Origin of the sequence: Corynebacterium sp. MSK122 (genome assembly GCF_030229435.2) — a bacterium.
Classification (GTDB): Bacteria; Actinomycetota; Actinomycetes; order Mycobacteriales; family Mycobacteriaceae; genus Corynebacterium; species Corynebacterium marquesiae.
On record NZ_JASPHV020000001.1, the window covers coordinates 109,804 to 127,203 of the forward strand.

Sequence of the window (17,400 nt, forward strand, 5' to 3'; positions counted from 1 at the left end):
CAACCGATGACCAAGCATTATGCGGGGGCACGAATCCATGCGCTGCGTAAGCAACGGGGACTCACACAGGTAGCGATGGCCAAGCAATTGGGGCTTTCCACCAGCTACCTCAACCAGCTCGAAAACGATCAGCGCCCGCTTACCGTCACCGTGCTTATGCAACTAGCTCAGCGTTTTAACTTGGACCCCGGCTATTTTGCGAACGACCGAGATGCGCGCACCATTACCGACCTGCGCCGGATCTTTCCCGAGGCCACCGAAGACTCATTGGCCGACCTCTCCTCACGCTTCCCAGAGCTCATGCCCCGCTTCGTCGATATCGCCAACCGCGCTCCGGCACGCGAGCGCTCCCCCTTTGAGCTCGTGCGAGATTTTTTCTACGACGCCCATAACTACATCCACGAGCTCGATGTGCTGGCAGAAGAGCTCGCCGGCCAGCTCGGTGACCGGGTATTACGCCGCGGCCGCTTAGCTTCCCGCATGCACGAGGACCTCGGCGTTAGTGTCCGCTTTTCCCGGCCGGGCCCACGCCGCAGCTTCAACCCTGATACCCGGGAGCTTGCACTTCGCGACGGCCTCTCCGAAGCCCAGCTAGTCTTTGAAATGGCGCTCCAATATTGCCTGCTTGCCTACCGCGATGTCTGCGATAACCTCGTCTCCGAGCTTCCTGCTGGCGAGGCCCAAGAATTAGCTACTTTAGGGCTCGCGCAATACTTCGCCGCCGCGGTCACCATGCCCTACCAACCGTTCCTATCGATGGCTGAGGAAACCCGCTACGATATCGACCTTTTGTGCAACTACTTTGGCACCGGTTTCGAAACCACCGCGCAACGCTTGGCTACCCTCCAGCGCCCAGGCCTTAACGGCGTGCCCTTTTCCTTCATCCGCACCGACCGCGCCGGAAATATCTCCAAGCGCCAATCCTCCACGGCCTTCCACTTCGCCCGCTCGGGTGGTTCCTGCCCGCTGTGGGTAGTTCACCGCGCCTTTGAAACGCCCAACCGCATCACCCGCCAGGTAGCCGCCATGCCGGATGGCCATGCCTACCTGTGGATAGGTCGCTTTGTGCAAGGAACCGCAAAATCTTGGGGCACCCCACGCAAGGAATTCGCCGTGGGCTTAGGCTGCGATATCTCTGAGGCCGACCGCATCGTCTACGCCGATGCTCTTAATCTAGATGTATCCGCCGCCACCCCTATCGGCCCTGGTTGCACCGCGTGCCCGCGTGAACATTGTCCCCAGCGTGCCCTTCCACAAGCAGATCGCCCCATCCAGGTTTCTCTCAATCGCACCGCCGAGCATTCCTACTCCACCTTCTAGCAACGCATGCAAAAGCGCCCGCCCTAGGCTGGTTACCAAGGCGGGCGCAAAAGAAAGGAACCGAAAGAAACTTTACTCCAGATCGTCGTGAGCCACGAGGCGTCGCGCAGCCTCGGTGATGGTGCCGGACAAGGACGGGTATACGGCGAAGGAATCAGCCAGCTGGTTTACGGTGAGCTGATTGGTCACGGCCATAGCGATGGGCAGGATGAGCTCGGAGGCGGTCGGTGCAACGATGACGCCACCGATAACGCGGCCGGAGGTCGCGCGGCAGAAGAGCTTGACAAAGCCGTGCTGGAGCGAGCGCATCTTGGCGCGCGGGTTGGTATTCAGCGGCATGGTGATGGTGCGGGCGGCTACCTCACCGGCCTCGATTTCTGCCTGGGTGAAGCCTACAGCGGCAATCTCTGGGCGGGTAAAGACGGCGTTAGCCACGGTCTTCAGGCGCAGCGGGGAAACGCCCTCACCTAGTGCGTGGTACATGGCTACGCGGCCCTGCATCGCAGCGACGGATGCCAGCGGGAAGAGGTCAGAGCAGTCGCCAGCGGCATAGATGCCGGCGATATTGGTGCGGGAGACGCGGTCGACCTGAATGTGGCCCGACTTGGCGGTTTCCACGCCAACGTTCTCCAGCTTCAGGTCCTTGGTATTCGGGATGGAACCGATGGACATGATGACGTGGGAGCCGGTGATTTCGCGGCCGTCCTGCGTGGTGACCAGGACGTTGCCGTCCTCGGTGCGATTGACGGTTTCCACGCGGCAGTTCTTTTCCAGTTCCACGCCGCGCTCGCTAAGCACGGTCTCGAGGACGTCGGCCGCATCGGCGTCGTCATGCGGCAAAATGCGGTCACGGGAGGCAACCATGGTGACCTTGACGCCCAGCTCTGCAAAGGCGGAGACGAACTCGGCACCAGTGACGCCGGAACCGACGACGATGAGGTGCTCCGGCAGCTCGGTGAGGTTGTAGACCTGCTGCCAGGTAAGGATGCGCTCGCCATCCGGCTGAGCGCCGGGGAGAATACGAGGGGTGGCGCCGGTGGCTACCAAGACAAGATCTGCGTTAATCGTTTCCTCGTGGCCGTCCTCGTTGAATACGGCGGTAACCTTGTGGCCGCCGAAGGCATCGGCCTCCTGGTCTTCTGGGAAATAGCCGCGGCCATCGATAACGCGTGCGCCCAGGGATTCCACGGTGGCGCGGATATCGGAGGACTGCTTGCTTGCGAGATCCTGCACGCGCTTATTCAGTGCGGTCAAGGAAAGATGGGCCTGGCCAATGCCCTGGTTAAGTTCCATATCCTCAGCACGGCGCAGGTCGGTTTTAATATTGGCACCAGCGATGAAGGACTTGGAAGGAACACAGTCCAAGATAACGCTGTTGCCGCCCATGCCTTGGTCTTCAATAATGGTGATTTCTGCACCATATTTAGCACCTGCCAACGCTGCCTCATAGCCGGCTGGGCCGCCGCCGATGATGACGATTCGCTTGGTCTGGTTCAACACGCACATGCTCCTTTATCGGCTCCACTTTAAAAGTCGCTTACGAGTCTAACGTGTAGGACCTTAAAGCGCGTTAGTCTGTCTCCGCATTCTCCCCTATGAACTGCTCAACCACGGCGCCAAAGAGTTTGATGCCCACGCCGATGGCCCTCTCGTCGACGATAAGATCGCCCATGTGCAAGTCATGCTGCTCGCCTTCGCCGGACCAGCAGCCCAGCCGCGCCATGGAACCAGGAACCTTTTCCAGGTACCAAGAAAAGTCTTCGCCACCGGAGGACTGCGGGGCTTGAACCACGGCCTGCGGATCGATGGATTGGGCTGCGGAGGCAAGCAGGGCGGTTGCGACGTCGTCGTTAAGCACCGGCGGAACGCCGCGGTTATAGGTCAGCTCATGTTCTACGCCTACCGGCGCAAGGATTTGATCCACCAGCTCGGTAAAGAGGCTTTGCATATCGCGCCAGATGCCAATATCCGCCGTGCGCATGGTGCCGGTCAAGCTGCCGGTCTCCGGAATGGCATTGGGCGCATATCCGGAATTAACCTGGCCAAAGACCAAAACGGTGCCGGTGCGTGGGTCAACGCGGCGCGAGAGCAGCGCGGGCAGTTCAGTGATGACCTTGCCCAGGGCATAGACGACATCGGCGGAAAGATGTGGCCGGGAGGTATGCCCACCCGGGCCCTTGATATTGAGCTCCACGACGTCAGTGGCGGAGGTAATCGCCCCAGCGCGGATACCAATTCGTCCCACCCGCAGCTTGGGCTCGGCGTGGATGGCAAAAATGGAATGCACTCCCTCCAGCGCGCCCCATTCAATGACGTCGGTCGCACCGCCGACCCATACTTCCTCGGCCGGTTGGAAGATGACTCGAATACCCAACGGCAGGTCGTGGACACGCTGAAAATCCGCCAACGCGCAGGCCAGGCCGAGCGCCACGGTCGTATGCACATCGTGGCCGCAAGCATGCATCTTGCCGGGCACCTCAGAGGTATATTCCAGGCCAGTGACCTCGGTGACTGGCAGGGCATCAATATCCGCGCGGAAAGCTAAGCGGCCTAGTTCCGTATCGGGACCGATGTCGACCATGAGACCGGTCTGTGGGAAGCGCTGTGGCTCCAGACCATAGTCCTGCAGGATAGAGGCGAGAAAGTTGGTGGTTTCTACCTCTTGGTTCGCGGTTTCCGGGTGGCGGTGGATATGGCGCCGCCACGCGATGACCTCCGCACGGTGGGCATTGAACCACTCGTTGATGAATTCCGAGATCATCCGCGTGCCTTCCCTATCGTTGAAATACGTCTGGGTGCAAAGTCTACAACTAGACCATGCGGTTCAGTAACTCAGGTGGTAATGCGGGGTGCTCTAGCTCAAGGCGCCATTCCACGTGGCGGCAAACCGACGCCGGTCCACATAGCCTTGTGGGAAGGGCGCGACGTCCTCGGCGGCGGCCACCGCGGAATCGGTCAAATGCCCTTCCACCACGTCCCCGCCGGCCGGCAGCAGCACCGCCGGCGGGATTTCTAGGGCCAAGGCCAGCTTATATACCGTAGACAGCTGCGGATCGGCCATGGCGTGCACGCCATTCTCGTTGCGCTCCAGATTGGAAATTTGGCTGCGGGAAACCCCAGAAATCTCCGCCAGCGCCTGCTGCGAAATCCCCCGACGCTTTCGCACCCGCCGCAATTGTTGCGAAAATCCGTGGCCGTAGCTCGACCACATTAGATGAATGAAACTCATATTCTCCCCCCTGGAAAGCGCGGTCGCCTTTCCAGGGAGAAGATTACCTTAAAGGTCGATATTGCGCGGACCGTAGAGGCGGTCGCCGGCATCGCCCAAGCCCGGCACGATATAAGCATCCTCGTTGAGCGAAGGATCGATAGCGGCGGTGACTAGGCGCACCGGCAGATCGGATTCAGCCAGCGCATCCACACCCGGCTGCGCCGAGACCATGCAGATGGCGGTGATATCGGTGGCGCCGCGGCCGGCAAGCAGGCGCAATGCGTGCAGCAGGGAACCACCGGTGGCCAGCATCGGATCCACCACGAACACCGTGCGGCCGGTCAGATCCTCCGGCAGTGCTTCCAGGTACGGCACTGGCTCGTGCGTCTCTTCGTTGCGCGCCATGCCTATGAAGCCGACCTGTGCATCCGGAATCATGGACAGGGCTGGGTCCACCATGCCGAGCCCGGCGCGGATGATCGGCACGATGATAGGCGGGTCCTGCAGGCGGGTGCCCTGTGCGGTAGAAACCGGGGTGGCGCAGTCGAAGTTCTCCACGGCAAGACCGCGGGATGCTTCATAGACAAGCATGGCGCCCAAGTCTTTCAAGGCGGCGCGGAAGGCGGAGTTATCGCTGCGCGCATCGCGCATGAGTGTCAGGCGGGAGGCGGCAAGCGGGTGGTCTACTACGTGGATGTCCATGACCACCACTTTAAACTTTTTGGGAACCAAATGGGCCATCGGGCAGTCCAATAGGGCATGAGACCTTTCACGATCGATACTGACTATGCCCGCCACCTCGCCCGCGACCTGCACGCCCAGTCCCAAGGGGAGAATCCGCCCCACCCAGTTTTGCCCGAAGATTCCGCATTCACCGCTTTCAATGAGGCGGTGCATGCCGCGCTCGATAATGTGGGCGCGCGCATGAGCGTGCTGCGCAACGATATGGGGCAGGTTGCCCAATCCGGTTTCCAGATGTCGCGCGAGGCAGAAGACACCGATGCCTCGCTAGGCCAGCACCTTGGGGCGGCGATGTAGATGCTCGATACCGCGCTTAAGCAGATTGCCACCATGCAACCGGCGCAGCTTCCGGAGGTTGAGCTTCCTCGCGTGCCGGATCTTTCCGCCGCCGAGCCTTTAGCCGCCATCGCCCATGGCAATCCCGCTCCCCTACTCGAGTCGGCGAAAAATATCGATCTCGATAATGCAACCATCTCTGCCGCGCTTGGCCAGGCCCGCACCTTGGTAGCGGGCACCATCCGGGATCTGGTGGGCATCGCCACGCAGCTGGTGCGCCAGGCCCTGCCCACCGCGCTGGGTTTCCTGTCCCTGGATCCGTCGGCGCGTGCCGCCGCTCTGGCTCAGCTTCGCGCGCTTATCTCCCAGCACCTGGGCATGGCCACTGCTCGCGTGCAACGCCTGATGGGTGATCTCAGCGCGGCCGCTCAGTCCTTGCAGCCGGTAGCGCAGCGGCCGGTGCACTCCGCGCTTGCCGACGCCCCCGTAAGCCCCACCGGCGCCCAGCAAGCCACCGCTCTTCCTGCACAATCTGCGGCGGGCGAGGGGGCCGACGCCAATGCTGCCGCACACGATGCGCCTTCTCCCCCGCCGGCGCCAGAGCCCTCTGCCGAGGGTGGTTCGGCCGCCGGTCAGGCCGCGGTCGCCGCGGCGAAGAGCCAAGTGGGCCAGCCCTACGTATGGGGTGGCACCGGAAACGGTGGCTTCGATTGCTCGGGCCTTACCCAATGGGCATATTCACAGGCCGGAGTGGACTTGCCGCGCACGGCGGACCAGCAGGCGGTTGGTCAGCAGGTCAGTGCGGATCAATTGCAGCCCGGTGACCTGGTGGTATGGGACGGGCACGTGGCAATGTATTCCGGCAATGGCGAAATCGTGGAGGCCGGTGATCCGGTGCAAACCAACCCGCTGCGCACCACGAATATGGGCATGCAATTCAAAGGCTTTTGGCGCCCCACGGCCTAAGGCCGGTGCGCTCTCGCGCGCTGCTTAGGGCGTTGGGTAGACTAAAACGCCATGAGCACCCGCGCAATTGTACCTGTAAAGCTCTCGCTGACCGAGGGCGATTTTTATACCCTCTGGGCACCCAAGTGGCGCCAAAATGGCTCCGAGTGGCAGGCCTTTTTGGGCGATGATGAGGCTGTCTTAGCTTTTAACTCGCCGGCCGAGCTGCTGTGCTTCGTGGAGTCTGGCACCAAGCACGATTTGCTGGACCACCCGCAGTGGGACCAGTTTGTCGGCCGCGATGCGGACCGCGTTACCCCGGCGAAGCGCGATGAGTATGACCTCATCGGCATGCCGGAGGCACTGGCTGGTCGCCCGAGCCACCAGAACGTATCCACCGTGGCCCGCAACTTGGAGATTGCCTCCGCGCTTGCTGACGTCGCCGGTGCAGAGCACACCACCATCTTCTTCGCTTCCCACTCCATCCTGCGCAATGTTTCCCGCGGCGCCGACCACTACTCCGGCGAGCAGGGCATGAGCGAGTGGTCCGGCGTGGGCCACGTCATCGCTGGCAACTGGAAGAAGGTCATCGAGGACCTGGATGAGCACGTCCGCGTGGTCTCCAGCGATGACTTTGATGCGGCCAAGGTTTCCGATGCCAAGGAGCGCATCTCTTCTGCTGCCGCCGCCTCCGCTGCAGCAGCCAAGGAAGCCGAGGAAAAGCGCAAGGCCGCCGCCGAGGCCGCTGACCCGTATGATAATTCTCCGTGGGCTGCCGCTGGCATCGATCCCATCAAGATCACCGCGCAGTCCAAGTCCGTCTACACCCTGCGCACCTACCTAGACGGCAAGCCCATTTTCTTGGGCAAGTGGGGCGAAATTTTCACCTTCGATTCTCCGAAGACCCTCGTGCGCTGGATTATAGACAACGATGACCACGACCTAGCCCGCGTATCCACCTGGGAAGAGGTTGTTGCCGCCGCTAATGCCGGCGAGCTAGAAATTCAGGTCCACCCGGATAACCAGTACTCCTTCAACGGCATCGTGCGCGATATCGAAAAGGGCCCAGAGGCCGTCGATTCCGATCAGATGGCGCGCTGCTACGAGGTATGCGCCGATGCCGCCGACTGGGCCGGCGACGATTCCATTAACTCCTATATGCTGGCTCACCCGCGCCTGCAGGACTACTTGGGCTACATGCTCGGCTCCACCGAACACGCCGGCTACGTACCGTCCAAGCCATATAACGAGCACGCCGAGTCCTGGAAGGGCTTGGAAGACATGCTCATCAAGCGCTTCTCCAAGTTCTAAACCCGCACGATTCGCACGGCCGCGGCCGCGCGTGGCATCAGCCGCCTCGCCTTTCCTCCCCACTCACAGCAGGTGGGAGGAGAAGGGGGCGGCTTTGTGCGTCTAGTCGCCGCGTGCTTCTTGCTCTTGGCGTCGGCTCCGGTCGCGCATGTATTTATCGAAAATCAGCCACACGACAAAGACGCTGAGGCCAACAATGGATCGGCCCAGGGTATCTATCCCAAAGACTCCGCCCAGAATCAGGCCGAGAACAATCATGCTGGCGAAAGTTACGACCCACGACACGTGCGTGTTGTATTTCATCGCTTGACCTCCCTGAGTACGTGGCTTTAAAGGTGGCGGCGAAGGTGGTCAATGAGGGCATCGATAAGCTCACGCGATTGTGGCGCCTTGGGTTTAATCTGGTCGAAGCCGTGATAGGCGCCGGCCCACACGTCGAGGGTCGTATCCACGCCGGCCGCATCGAGGGCTTGGGCAAAGGCCACGGATTCATCGCAGAAAAGGTCGATGCCGCCTACCCCGATCCACGTTGGCGGCAGGCCGGAAAGATCACTGCGCGTGGCTGGCGAAGCATAGGGCGGCAGGTCAACATCCAGGTGGTCATCTCCCAGGTACATGGACCACGCGCCGCGGTTCGGGCCCGCCGTCCAGATGAATTGGCCCACCGCACCGGACTTATCCGTGGTGCGGTGATCCAGCATGGGATAGACCAAGCCGAGCGCGCAGACCGGATGGCCCTCATCAAATGCCCGCTGAACCAAGCCCGCGGCAAGGCCGCCGCCGGCGCTATCGCCGGCGACCGCGATGCGCGAGGTATCCCCGCCCAGCTTATCGCCGTATTCTTGTACCCAGCGCAGCGCGGCATAGCACTCATCGTGGTCCGCGGGGAATGGCTCCTGGGTGGATTTGTGGTAACGCGGGGCCACCACAATGGCACCGAGCTCGGCCGCCATCCGTGCATTTTGCGGGTCATACATGGCCGGGCCACCGATAAAGATGGCCGCCGCCGTGCGTCCACACCACCACGGGGCGCGGCCCAGCATCGGCTACGTCCTGGGCATCGTCGCGTGGGGTAAGCACGCGAGCGCTAAAAGCATGGCCAGCGAAGGACGCGGAAAACTCCCTGACGTCCACCGCGTGCCGCATCGGGCGGGAAAAGTCGATGCTGGCAAAGAAGCGGCTGGCGCGGGCAAAGGTGGCGTCGGCAAGCAGATGCATTGGCAGGTACAGAACCGGGCTGCGCAACCCCGGTGCCACCTCGCGCAGGTACGGCCGGCGGCTGAGCGCATACGCCGCCATGCCCGCTACCCCAACCACACCGGTCAGGGCCGTCCCGGCCTTGAGGACTTGCGAAACGCGCATTTAGAAATCGCGCAGAATGCGCTGTGCCAGCGGCTCAGAGGAAGCCGGGTTCTGGCCGGTGTACAGGTTGCGATCCACGATGACGTTCGGGGACATCGGATCGGTCTCCTGGTAATCCGCGCCGAGCTCGCGCAGGCGGGTCTCCAGCGCCCACTTAGCGGCGGCAACCATCTCCTCGCCTTCCTCAGCGTTGCTGAAAGCAGTCATCTTGTAGCCCTTGAACGGCCAGTTCTCGTTATCCACTGCCAGCATCGCTGCCGGGGCGTGGCAAACCAAGCCGAGGGCGCGGCCAGAATCCATGCGCGCCTGCAGCAGCTTAGCGGAATCCTGGTCATAGGCAAGATCCTCCATCGGGCCGTGGCCACCTGGGTAGAAGATGAGGTCATAATCTTCCTCATTGACATCGGCCAAGTTCATCGGGTTCTCTAGTGCCACGCCCAACTCTGCCAAGTAATTTTCCTGCGCCATGCGCACGTTATCGGGCAGTACCTCAAGGCTGTACTCATCTACCACAGGAGCCTTCGCACCCGGAGTAGCAAAGTGGATATCCCAGCCCGCGCCTTGGAAAACGCGGTGCGGAGCAATAAGCTCCTCGGCCCAATAACCGGTCGGGCGCTTTGTGCCATCGGCCAGTGTCCATTCCTCAGCGGCGGTAACAACAAAAAGCACAGAAGTCATCTAACTCTCCTTTAATCGTTTCTATTCTTCAGCGGCGTCTGCCGCATCAGCGAGGGATTCCTCCGTGTCCGGGCCAGCAAGCTCCGGATCAGATAATTCCTCGTATGCTGGCAGGATAACCGTTTCTAGCAGATGCTGCCGTGATTCCTGGTCAGCGAAGGAATTCTCCACTGCTTTGACGGTGAGATCGAAAAACTCCTCGAGGCCATAACCAAAGGTTTCACTTAGAGCAAGGAACTGGTTTGTCAGAGTGGTCTTGCCCGAGGAAATGGCGCAGGTAAAGCCCAGCTGCTGCAGCAGCGGCAGCGGATGGTCATTGAGGTCTTCGGCTTCCTCAAGTGGAGTAAAGACAAGTGGGATGTGGCGATCGCGGATGTATCCAGAGGCCTTGCCCGGCAGGATGCCATCGATATTTGCAGTGAAATCATCGATCATATTGATTGGGTGGATGAGGCGATTCACCCCAGCCTGGGCGGCACGTTCTACTTCTGTGAAGTCCTCTCCCACTAGGATCTGGGTGGGCAGGAAATTCGCGCGGAAATCTGCGGCCGCGCTCGCTTGGTCCTGCGGCAGGCTATAGCCCACCACTGAGGCGTCATCGGAAACAGCGGTCTCGGGAGCAATACCAGCGAGGACGATGCGGGCGTCAAGGGAAGGAATGCGGGCGGCTGCGGCGGCGTCAGCAAGCGTGGCGGCGTCCACGCCAAACTCCGCCGGATCTAAGTGCACTTCTGCGTAGACCACGCCGTCGGCAGCCAGAGCTTCGTAACGCTCGCGGAGAGCGGCGGTGAGCTCTTCCGGCGTGCCGGCCGAGGAGGTGATGGTTTCAAAAAGGGAGACCTTAGGAAGCTTGGCCACCATGTCGGCGGCGGAGTCCTTATTTTCTGGGCTAATCAAAGGCGCGTCATGCATGCGTCCCATCGTAGGCACGGGCCTAAGATGTGTCATGTCATGAAAAGAATTCTCGCTTGTTCTCTCGCCGCCGTGCTGGCGAGCGGCCCGCCGCTAGCACTGGCGGAAACGCCGACCGCTCCAACCACTACGCGTACCGCCGCGCCGGATACCGATAAGTGCCCGCACGCCGAGCGCCCGGAAAAGGCGACCACCACCTCGGAGCGCCTCGCTCCTGGGCAGGCCTCCCCCACCCCGCTGCCACCGGTGGACAGCGATGAGCCCTGCGGCACCACCCTGCCTGAAGGATTCAAAGTGGATAAGGATGTGGTGGCCGCAGCATGGATGGTCTCCGATATCGATTCCGGCGAGATTATCGCGATGAAGGACCCAAACGGCCGCTACCGGCCGGCCTCCATCATTAAGGCGCTGCTGGCGCTGGTAGTCATCGAAGAACTAGACCTGCACCAGAAGATCGAGGTGGGCGAAGAATCGGCGCAAATCGATGGTTCCGCAGTGGGCATCGGCCCCGGCGGCGATTACACGGTGGAGCAGCTTTTGCAAGGCTTGCTTATGGCTTCCGGCAACGATGCCGCGCACGCGCTGGCACAGAAATTGGGTGGCGACGAGGTCACTTTGCGCAAGGTCAATGACAAGGCGGCCGAGATCGGCACGAATTCCACTTACGCGGCCAGCTACTCCGGGCTCGATGCCCCAGGCATGTCTACCTCGGCCGAGGATATTTCCCGCATTTACCGCGCGGCCTTCCATAACCCAACCTTTGCGCGCATTGTCGATACGGAGTCCGTAGATTTTCCGGGCTGGGGAGATTATGAAGGCTACCAACTAGGAAACGATAACGGGCTTTTCCTCAACGATCCGGACGGTATTGGTGGCAAGACGGGTTTTACCGATGATGCGCACCATACCTTCGTCGGCGCGCTCGACCGCCATGGTCGGCGCTTGCAGGCGGTCTTACTCGATACCACCGTAGAGCACGGACCGCGTGCCTGGGAGCAGGCTCAAAAACTTTTGCACGAGGCTTATAAGGTTTCCCCTGGCGATGGCGTAGGCCAGCTGCTTGCCGACGCCGCCTCCCCCACTTCCCCCGCATCCACACCGGCGCCCGATTCCCGGGCGCAATCTGCGAGCTCCTCTTTAGCTGGGGTGCAGGGGTGGCTCGGCTGGGTCATCGCTGGCGCTGTAGCTTTACTGGCTATTTGCGTGGGTGCCTTTTCACTACTTCGGCGTTAGCCCACTCATCGTGGGAGCCACGCCGGTTATTCTTCTCCGAAATGGTGAAGGTGTGCACGCCGGCGCCCACCCAGCTGGCGAAGGTACCGGGGCCCGGCACAATATTGGCTAGGCGCCACCACTGACGCTTTGCGGACTGGGTGAGGCTAAGCCGCTCTTTGGTATCGACATCGCGCACTGTGTAGCCCATCAGCAGCTTGGCCGGGCTGGCGCCGAGCCAACACTCGGTGCCCAAAACGTAGAGCAACAAAATGATGACACCACCGATAAACGTCGAGAGTTCATCCGCGCCACCAGAAAGCAAGGCACCGCCGAAGCTACCGCTGATGAGTGAGAAGAAGAAAAAGTCCAAGATGGCCATGCCGATGCGCGCATCTTTACCGGCGCGCTGGCTAATTTCAGGCGCTGGGTGTTGTAGCAGCGGTGCGGGGACGGCCACGTTCGCCGTTGCCGGCGGGAATGGATTGTGCTGCGGGGCAAAGGGATTGCGCGAATATGGCGACCCATAGGGACTAGCAGTCTGCGTAAACCGTGGTTCCTGCTGAGCGTGACGCCCCGGCCCGGCCGCCTGACCGGGCTGAAAGGACTGAACGTGCTGCTGCGGCTGCGGGTTCCACTGCCCTACCGCGCCTAGCTGACCTAAATCGCCCCACGTGGGGCGCAACCCTGCCTCACACGCCTTATCGTATTCCGCCCTCTTCGCGGCAGAACCCACAACGCTGGCAGCGATGCGCAGCTGCGCGCGCCGCGGGTCCTCGATGTCCTGCCCTTGCTGCTCTAGCAATAAATCCTTGGACTCTAGCAAGACTAAGAGTTCCCGCTCGCCATCGCGGCGGTCTAGTCCCCATTCTTCATAAAGATTCGGTGCGATGTCATTGGCGTACATAATTACTCATCTTAAAGCCAAAGGACCGCTGCGTCCTCACCCCTAAGGAGGAGGTTTACTTCCGGCGCAATAGGCTCCATACACCCACGGCCGCGGCGCCTAATGCGGCACCAATGCCAAAGGTCGCACCTGCAGGCGCGCCTTCCTTGACCTCGTTGCGAACGCGAATAACGGCTGGCTCCGGGACGGGCGGGTGAGCAAATTTCAGGGACTCGGCGGTGGTGGCGGTCCACGCGGAGATATACAGCACCACGCGCCAAATCAGGTACATGACCACCATGAGCACGATGACCGGGCCGAAGACCGCGCCGGCCGGGCTGCCGGTAGCAGAGGACATGATGACCGTAGACAGCTGCTTAAGCAGCTCGAAAGCCACCGCACCGATGGCCGCGCCGATGAGGCCGGACTTCTTCGGCACCTTGGTGCGCGGCAGGATCATAATCAGCCACCACATGACGATGAAGTTAGCCAGAAGGCCCACTGCCAAGCCGACAAAGAAAATCACAAAGTCCATACCCGAGAAGGACTCGATGCCAACCCGCTCGAAAATCTTCTGGGTAAGTCCGGAAGAACCGGCGGCGGTGACGCCAAAGGCGATGAGGAACGCCAGGATGAGGCCAATGAGGCCTACCAAGTCAGAGAGTTTCTTCTTCAGGAAGGAACCGCCCTCGTTGGCATCGATGCCCCACATGGCCGAGATACCGATGCGCAGGTTATTCATCCAGCCGAGTCCGGACCACAGGGTGGTCAAACCACCGATGCCGAACATGGCGCCGCGTTGGTCAATGGCGGTATCCAAGATCTCATTGACCGTATCTCCCATATCGCCATCGATAGAACTGGTGATCTGGGACTGCAAATCATTGAGCAAGTCCTCGCGGTTAGCCAAGACGGCGGCGACGGTGGCCACGATCAGCATGGCAAGCGGGAAGATGGAGAGTACCGAATAATAGGTGATACCGGCGGCAAATTGATTGCCGCCTTCGGCACCGTAGCGCTCGTTCATGCGCATCAGGTGATCAACAAAGCCGGACTTGGCGCGAATCTTATCTACCGCACCGGGATCGTCGGCATTGGCGCGTTCGATGCCGTAGTGGTCCGTCTTCTTCGAGGAGGATTGCGTGGTGGTAGGCACGTGCTTCCCTTCTTGCTCGCACAGTTTTTATCTCACCTAGAGTAACTGGCAAATGCCCACTTGTCCCTTTGTGGGGTGGTGCACGGGGGAAGCAGCCGCCGACTACTTGCACAGGCGAGGAAGGAAGCCGACCTTCTTATAGACGTCGTCGACAAGCGGCTGGGCAATCTCTTGCGCTGTCTCTGCGCCCTTGGCCAGGATGCGCTCGAGCTGGCCGCGATCTGCCATAAGTTCGTCGTAGCGTTCCTTGAGCGGAGTGGTAAATTCCTGCAGCGCATCTGCGGTATCGACCTTGAGGTGGCCATAGCCTTGGCCGGCGTACTTCTCCACCAAGGAATCGATAGACTCACCGGTCAGCGCGGACTGGATGACCAATAGGTTGGACACGCCCGGCTGATTTTCGCGGTCAAAAGCTACCGAACCCAAGTCATCCGTCACGGCGGATTTAATGCGCTTGGCTGAGGTCTTCGGTGCGTCCAAGAGATTGACCAAACCCTTGGGGTTAGCGCCGGACTTAGACATCTTGGAGGTCGGCTCCTGCAGGTCATAAATCTTGGCCGCACCCTCCGGGATGAACGGCTCCGGTACCTTGAAGGTCTCACCGTACTTATTGTTGAAGCGCTCGGCCAGGTTGCGGGTCAGCTCGAGGTGCTGGCGCTGGTCCTCACCCACGGGCACATAATCCGGCGAGTAGAGCAAAATATCTGCGGCCATGAGGATCGGGTAGGTAAATAGGCCCACCGAGGTGCGATCCGAGCCCTGCTTGGCGGACTTATCCTTAAATTGGGTCATACGGGAGGCCTCGCCAAAGCCGGTGAGGCACTGGAAAACCCAGGTCAGCTCCGCGTGGGCGGGCACGTGCGACTGCACGAAGAGCGTGGACTTTTCCGGATCAATGCCCAGGGCGATGAGCTGTGCGGCACCTGCGATGGTGCGGTTGCGCAGCTCCTCCGGGTTTTGCTCCACGGTAATCGCGTGCAGGTCAGGGATGAAGTAGAAGGCGTCATAGCCGTCCTGCAGGTCAATCCACTGCTTGAGCGCTCCCAAGTAATTACCCAGGTGATAGGAATCAGCGGTGGGTTGGATACCGGACAGGACGCGGGAAACGGTGGAATTGTCTGCAGTCATGGTGCTTTATCCTACCCCCTAAGCTCGGTGCGCGGTTGACCTCCTTGACTTAGGCGCCGCACTTTCGGATCGAAAAAATCCCCTACCCTTAGGGCAGGGGAAGCGGCGCAAGAACTTAAATCTTGCGGGAGGTGGGGCTAACAACATCCATAAAGATGGCAAAGCCCGCAACCATCAGCGCGCCGCCCACGCCCATGAGCACGATAGGGCCGAGGAAAGCGAAGGACGGACCAACAACGGTCCACCACCAGATGCTCAGGCCGAGGATTACAGCGCCGAGGACGAAAGAAATAATTGCGCGAGCCATGAACTTTCTCCGTTGCAGATTACTGATTTTTTTGACCTACCTATAGTAGCACTACTGCTTGTGCTTGGGCGCCTTGCGCTTGCCGACGTCCCCCTTATTAAAGCTCCACTGCTGCTCCACGTTTACTCCCCTTGCCCCTGGCGAGTGCCGGCCACTCGGCCGCGTAATCGATTGTTGCTTCGGCCGGCGCGCGATGCGGTTGCTCGAAATATCGTCGTAGTCCGCCCTCTCTGCCGCAGTAGAAAAAGCTCGTGTCTTGTTCTTAAACGGGCGACTTAAAGGCCTAGTCAGCGGGCGCGTGATGGGGCTGGCATAGCGCGTGGCCGCGCCTGCCTTGCGCTTGGCTTTGCGGGCGCCATCGCGCACGATGCGCGCGGACAAACGCAGGCGCGGGTCCATCTGCTGTTCGGCATCACGATATTCGAAGACGGGCAGGCCTTTCTTGAAGTAGATCGCGGCCAAGCGAGCGATGAAACACACTGAGGCGGTGATGATCGCAGCCGGTTCTTCGGCTAGACCACCGTGGTACAGCGCCATAAATAGTGCCGCAGCCAACAGCGAAATGGCGGCATAATACTCGCCGGAAAAAACCAGCGGAATGCGATCTGAAAGCAGGTCACGCAGCACGCCACCAAAGACGCCGGAAATCACCGCAGACACCGAGGCAATAATGAACCCATGTCCCAGGTGGACCGCGATTTGGGTGCCGAGCACCGAAAAGACCGCAAGCCCCAGCGCATCCAAGATGAGGAAGAGGTGGCGGAAATAGTGCATGAGGAAGGACATGCCCACCGTCACCACGGCCGCCACGATGACGATCACCAAATAGATGGGGTGCTCAACCCAGGTAAATGGAGGGTCATCGAGGATCATATCGCGCACCGTACCCCCGCCTAGCGCCGTCATGGAGGCGATCATGGTGACGCCAAAAAGATCAAGCTTTTGGCGTCCAGCGGATAATGCGGCAGTCATGGACTCGGCCGTAATGCCGACTACGTAAAGGACGCTAAATAGTGGCGTCATCAGCTGTACTCCACCAATAGTGGGGAATGGTCGGACCAGCGCTGCTCTACGGTGGGGGCCTTTTCCACCCAGGTGCGCTGCGCGCGCTCCAGCATCGGGCGGGTAGCCGCCTGATAATCGATGCGCCACCCAGCGTTGTTATTAAACGCCTGGCCGCGGTAGGTCCACCAGGTATACGGACCGTCTTCATCCGGATGGAGGCGACGGGCTACGTCAAACCACTGCGGATCTGTGGCCGGGGACCACGGCTCGCCGCCGGCGTACTCCACCACGCCCTGCCACTGCCCCAGGTTCTTCTTTTCCTGCGGCTTGTCATCCGGGAACGCACCAAAGACGTGGTCCATGAAGGCGCGCTCCTCCGGCAGGTGGCCAGCCTTCTTTTCATTGGCCTTATTATTCTTCAGGTCCTGGGCGCGGTGGCAGATATTCCAATCGCCGCCGATCACCATGTCGACCGGGCTGCCATCGGAGTTCGTCCGCGCCGCATTATCCGCCAGAATGTCCTGGAACTCGTCCAAGAAGCGGTATTTTTCATCCAACTTCGGCGAATCCGTATCACCGGAAGGCAGGTACAGAGAGGCGACGCGAATATCGCGGGTGGTGGCGGCAATCCAGCGGCCGGCATCGCTAAAGGAGCCGAAGCCCACTTCGACGTCGGCCAGCGGGGTGCGAGACAGGATGCCCACGCCGGCGCGGCCCTTTGCGGCGGCGTCGGCAAGCGCTAAGTGCCATCCCGCCTCTAGTGCTGGGGCCAAGGCCTTTTCGGCCTGCTCCGGGGTAGCGCGTACCTCTTGCATGACCACGATATCGGCCGAAGTCGCCTCTAACCAGGCATTCATTCCAGGATTATTTTCATTGCGCTGCTTGCACGCAGCACGGATTCCATTGACGTTTACGCTCGCGATGGTAAGGGTCATGCCAACAGCATATCG

General features: G+C 60.7%; 20 protein-coding genes. 5 read left to right on the forward strand and 15 right to left on the reverse strand.

All coding sequences use genetic code 11. The features are described 5' to 3' along the window. The first annotated feature begins 6 nt into the window (after nucleotides 1-6). Nucleotides 7-1,320 (forward strand): short-chain fatty acyl-CoA regulator family protein, encoded by a 1,314-nt coding sequence (locus QP934_RS00520; protein ID WP_419126504.1) that lies wholly within the window; start codon nucleotides 7-9, stop codon nucleotides 1,318-1,320. Nucleotides 1,321-1,392: 72 nt separating this feature from the next. Here the strand turns inward: QP934_RS00520 and QP934_RS00525 are convergent, their stop codons facing one another. From QP934_RS00525 to upp, 4 genes are all read right to left on the reverse strand, one after another. Further along, nucleotides 1,393-2,820: an NAD(P)H-quinone dehydrogenase gene (locus QP934_RS00525; RefSeq protein ID WP_419126505.1), complete on the reverse strand. Its 1,428-nt coding sequence runs from the start codon at nucleotides 2,818-2,820 to the stop codon at nucleotides 1,393-1,395. A gap of 70 nt (nucleotides 2,821-2,890) precedes the next feature. Beyond that, nucleotides 2,891-4,081, reverse strand: a complete 1,191-nt coding sequence (locus QP934_RS00530; protein WP_086587867.1) for a M20 family metallopeptidase — start codon at nucleotides 4,079-4,081, stop codon at nucleotides 2,891-2,893. A gap of 93 nt (nucleotides 4,082-4,174) precedes the next feature. Continuing rightward, nucleotides 4,175-4,549 (reverse strand): helix-turn-helix domain-containing protein, encoded by a 375-nt coding sequence (locus QP934_RS00535; RefSeq protein WP_005322588.1) that lies wholly within the window; start codon nucleotides 4,547-4,549, stop codon nucleotides 4,175-4,177. A gap of 48 nt (nucleotides 4,550-4,597) precedes the next feature. Beyond that, the gene (upp, locus tag QP934_RS00540; protein WP_299137904.1) at nucleotides 4,598-5,233 is read right to left on the reverse strand and encodes a uracil phosphoribosyltransferase; all 636 of its coding nucleotides are present in this window, start codon (nucleotides 5,231-5,233) and stop codon (nucleotides 4,598-4,600) included. A 57-nt stretch (nucleotides 5,234-5,290) separates the two neighbouring features. Between upp and QP934_RS00545 the strand changes: the two genes are divergently transcribed. The 3 genes from QP934_RS00545 to QP934_RS00555 are packed head-to-tail and all read left to right on the forward strand — an operon-like array spanning nucleotide 5,291 to nucleotide 7,804. Then, nucleotides 5,291-5,569, forward strand: a complete 279-nt coding sequence (locus QP934_RS00545) for a chemotaxis protein (protein ID WP_299137901.1) — start codon at nucleotides 5,291-5,293, stop codon at nucleotides 5,567-5,569. Further along, nucleotides 5,570-6,514 carry a C40 family peptidase gene (locus tag QP934_RS00550; protein ID WP_419126508.1) on the forward strand — a complete coding sequence of 315 codons (945 nt, stop codon included), beginning with the start codon at nucleotides 5,570-5,572 and terminating at the stop codon, nucleotides 6,512-6,514. It begins immediately after the preceding gene. Between the two features lie 51 nt (nucleotides 6,515-6,565). Continuing rightward, the gene (locus QP934_RS00555) at nucleotides 6,566-7,804 is read left to right on the forward strand and encodes a hypothetical protein (RefSeq protein ID WP_419126509.1); all 1,239 of its coding nucleotides are present in this window, start codon (nucleotides 6,566-6,568) and stop codon (nucleotides 7,802-7,804) included. 102 nt (nucleotides 7,805-7,906) lie between these two features. On the opposite strand, the gene QP934_RS00560 is transcribed toward QP934_RS00555, so the two are convergent. Genes QP934_RS00560 through QP934_RS00580 form a run of 5 tightly spaced genes read right to left on the reverse strand, consistent with a single transcriptional unit; the run spans nucleotide 7,907 to nucleotide 10,756 of the window. Continuing rightward, entirely contained in the window at nucleotides 7,907-8,107 is a 201-nt protein-coding gene (locus QP934_RS00560; RefSeq protein WP_419126510.1) for a hypothetical protein, read from the reverse strand. Between the two features lie 26 nt (nucleotides 8,108-8,133). Then, nucleotides 8,134-8,847: an alpha/beta hydrolase gene (locus tag QP934_RS00565; RefSeq protein ID WP_419126512.1), complete on the reverse strand. Its 714-nt coding sequence runs from the start codon at nucleotides 8,845-8,847 to the stop codon at nucleotides 8,134-8,136. Next, the gene (locus tag QP934_RS00570) at nucleotides 8,774-9,166 is read right to left on the reverse strand and encodes a hypothetical protein (protein ID WP_419126513.1); all 393 of its coding nucleotides are present in this window, start codon (nucleotides 9,164-9,166) and stop codon (nucleotides 8,774-8,776) included. Before QP934_RS00570 ends, QP934_RS00565 begins: the two co-directional genes overlap by 74 nt. Beyond that, entirely contained in the window at nucleotides 9,167-9,844 is a 678-nt protein-coding gene (locus QP934_RS00575) for a type 1 glutamine amidotransferase domain-containing protein (RefSeq protein WP_337888020.1), read from the reverse strand. 21 nt (nucleotides 9,845-9,865) lie between these two features. After that, nucleotides 9,866-10,756: an adenosine deaminase gene (locus tag QP934_RS00580; RefSeq protein ID WP_419126514.1), complete on the reverse strand. Its 891-nt coding sequence runs from the start codon at nucleotides 10,754-10,756 to the stop codon at nucleotides 9,866-9,868. Between the two features lie 39 nt (nucleotides 10,757-10,795). On the opposite strand from QP934_RS00580, the gene QP934_RS00585 reads away from it, so the two are divergent. Next, the gene (locus QP934_RS00585) at nucleotides 10,796-11,989 is read left to right on the forward strand and encodes a D-alanyl-D-alanine carboxypeptidase family protein (RefSeq protein WP_419126515.1); all 1,194 of its coding nucleotides are present in this window, start codon (nucleotides 10,796-10,798) and stop codon (nucleotides 11,987-11,989) included. Here QP934_RS00585 and QP934_RS00590 read toward each other — a convergent pair. The 6 genes from QP934_RS00590 to QP934_RS00615 form a co-directional block, all read right to left on the reverse strand. Further along, nucleotides 11,952-12,875, reverse strand: a complete 924-nt coding sequence (locus tag QP934_RS00590) for an RDD family protein (RefSeq protein ID WP_340419311.1) — start codon at nucleotides 12,873-12,875, stop codon at nucleotides 11,952-11,954. The two genes, QP934_RS00585 and QP934_RS00590, sit on opposite strands and share 38 nt — an antisense overlap. Before the next feature lie 55 nt (nucleotides 12,876-12,930). Next, the gene (locus tag QP934_RS00595; protein ID WP_340419312.1) at nucleotides 12,931-14,010 is read right to left on the reverse strand and encodes a YhjD/YihY/BrkB family envelope integrity protein; all 1,080 of its coding nucleotides are present in this window, start codon (nucleotides 14,008-14,010) and stop codon (nucleotides 12,931-12,933) included. A 102-nt stretch (nucleotides 14,011-14,112) separates the two neighbouring features. After that, entirely contained in the window at nucleotides 14,113-15,138 is a 1,026-nt protein-coding gene (trpS, locus tag QP934_RS00600) for a tryptophan--tRNA ligase (protein ID WP_419126516.1), read from the reverse strand. Between the two features lie 115 nt (nucleotides 15,139-15,253). Continuing rightward, on the reverse strand, nucleotides 15,254-15,445 hold the full coding sequence (locus QP934_RS00605) for a hypothetical protein (RefSeq protein WP_049378073.1): 192 nt from the start codon (nucleotides 15,443-15,445) through the stop codon (nucleotides 15,254-15,256). Between the two features lie 51 nt (nucleotides 15,446-15,496). Further along, nucleotides 15,497-16,468: a trimeric intracellular cation channel family protein gene (locus tag QP934_RS00610; RefSeq protein ID WP_248099788.1), complete on the reverse strand. Its 972-nt coding sequence runs from the start codon at nucleotides 16,466-16,468 to the stop codon at nucleotides 15,497-15,499. Then, nucleotides 16,468-17,385 carry an exodeoxyribonuclease III gene (locus tag QP934_RS00615; RefSeq protein ID WP_419126517.1) on the reverse strand — a complete coding sequence of 306 codons (918 nt, stop codon included), beginning with the start codon at nucleotides 17,383-17,385 and terminating at the stop codon, nucleotides 16,468-16,470. Before QP934_RS00615 ends, QP934_RS00610 begins: the two co-directional genes overlap by 1 nt. Nucleotides 17,386-17,400: the final 15 nt, after the last annotated feature.

Excerpts from the sequence above, each read along its gene's own strand:
- QP934_RS00520 (WP_419126504.1), top strand. The coding sequence starts at position 7 with ATGACCAAGCATTATGCGGGGGCACGAATCCATGCGCTGCGTAAGCAA.
- QP934_RS00530 (WP_086587867.1), bottom strand. The coding sequence starts at position 4,081 with ATGATCTCGGAATTCATCAACGAGTGGTTCAATGCCCACCGTGCGGAG.
- QP934_RS00535 (WP_005322588.1), bottom strand. The coding sequence starts at position 4,549 with ATGAGTTTCATTCATCTAATGTGGTCGAGCTACGGCCACGGATTTTCG.
- upp (WP_299137904.1), bottom strand. The coding sequence starts at position 5,233 with ATGGACATCCACGTAGTAGACCACCCGCTTGCCGCCTCCCGCCTGACA.
- QP934_RS00545 (WP_299137901.1), top strand. The coding sequence starts at position 5,291 with ATGAGACCTTTCACGATCGATACTGACTATGCCCGCCACCTCGCCCGC.
- QP934_RS00550 (WP_419126508.1), top strand. The coding sequence starts at position 5,570 with ATGCTCGATACCGCGCTTAAGCAGATTGCCACCATGCAACCGGCGCAG.
- QP934_RS00555 (WP_419126509.1), top strand. The coding sequence starts at position 6,566 with ATGAGCACCCGCGCAATTGTACCTGTAAAGCTCTCGCTGACCGAGGGC.
- QP934_RS00560 (WP_419126510.1), bottom strand. The coding sequence starts at position 8,107 with ATGAAATACAACACGCACGTGTCGTGGGTCGTAACTTTCGCCAGCATG.
- QP934_RS00565 (WP_419126512.1), bottom strand. The coding sequence starts at position 8,847 with ATGCTGGGCCGCGCCCCGTGGTGGTGTGGACGCACGGCGGCGGCCATC.
- QP934_RS00570 (WP_419126513.1), bottom strand. The coding sequence starts at position 9,166 with ATGCGCGTTTCGCAAGTCCTCAAGGCCGGGACGGCCCTGACCGGTGTG.
- QP934_RS00575 (WP_337888020.1), bottom strand. The coding sequence starts at position 9,844 with ATGACTTCTGTGCTTTTTGTTGTTACCGCCGCTGAGGAATGGACACTG.
- QP934_RS00580 (WP_419126514.1), bottom strand. The coding sequence starts at position 10,756 with ATGCATGACGCGCCTTTGATTAGCCCAGAAAATAAGGACTCCGCCGCC.
- QP934_RS00585 (WP_419126515.1), top strand. The coding sequence starts at position 10,796 with ATGAAAAGAATTCTCGCTTGTTCTCTCGCCGCCGTGCTGGCGAGCGGC.
- QP934_RS00590 (WP_340419311.1), bottom strand. The coding sequence starts at position 12,875 with ATGTACGCCAATGACATCGCACCGAATCTTTATGAAGAATGGGGACTA.
- trpS (WP_419126516.1), bottom strand. The coding sequence starts at position 15,138 with ATGACTGCAGACAATTCCACCGTTTCCCGCGTCCTGTCCGGTATCCAA.
- QP934_RS00605 (WP_049378073.1), bottom strand. The coding sequence starts at position 15,445 with ATGGCTCGCGCAATTATTTCTTTCGTCCTCGGCGCTGTAATCCTCGGC.
- QP934_RS00610 (WP_248099788.1), bottom strand. The coding sequence starts at position 16,468 with ATGACGCCACTATTTAGCGTCCTTTACGTAGTCGGCATTACGGCCGAG.
- QP934_RS00615 (WP_419126517.1), bottom strand. The coding sequence starts at position 17,385 with ATGACCCTTACCATCGCGAGCGTAAACGTCAATGGAATCCGTGCTGCG.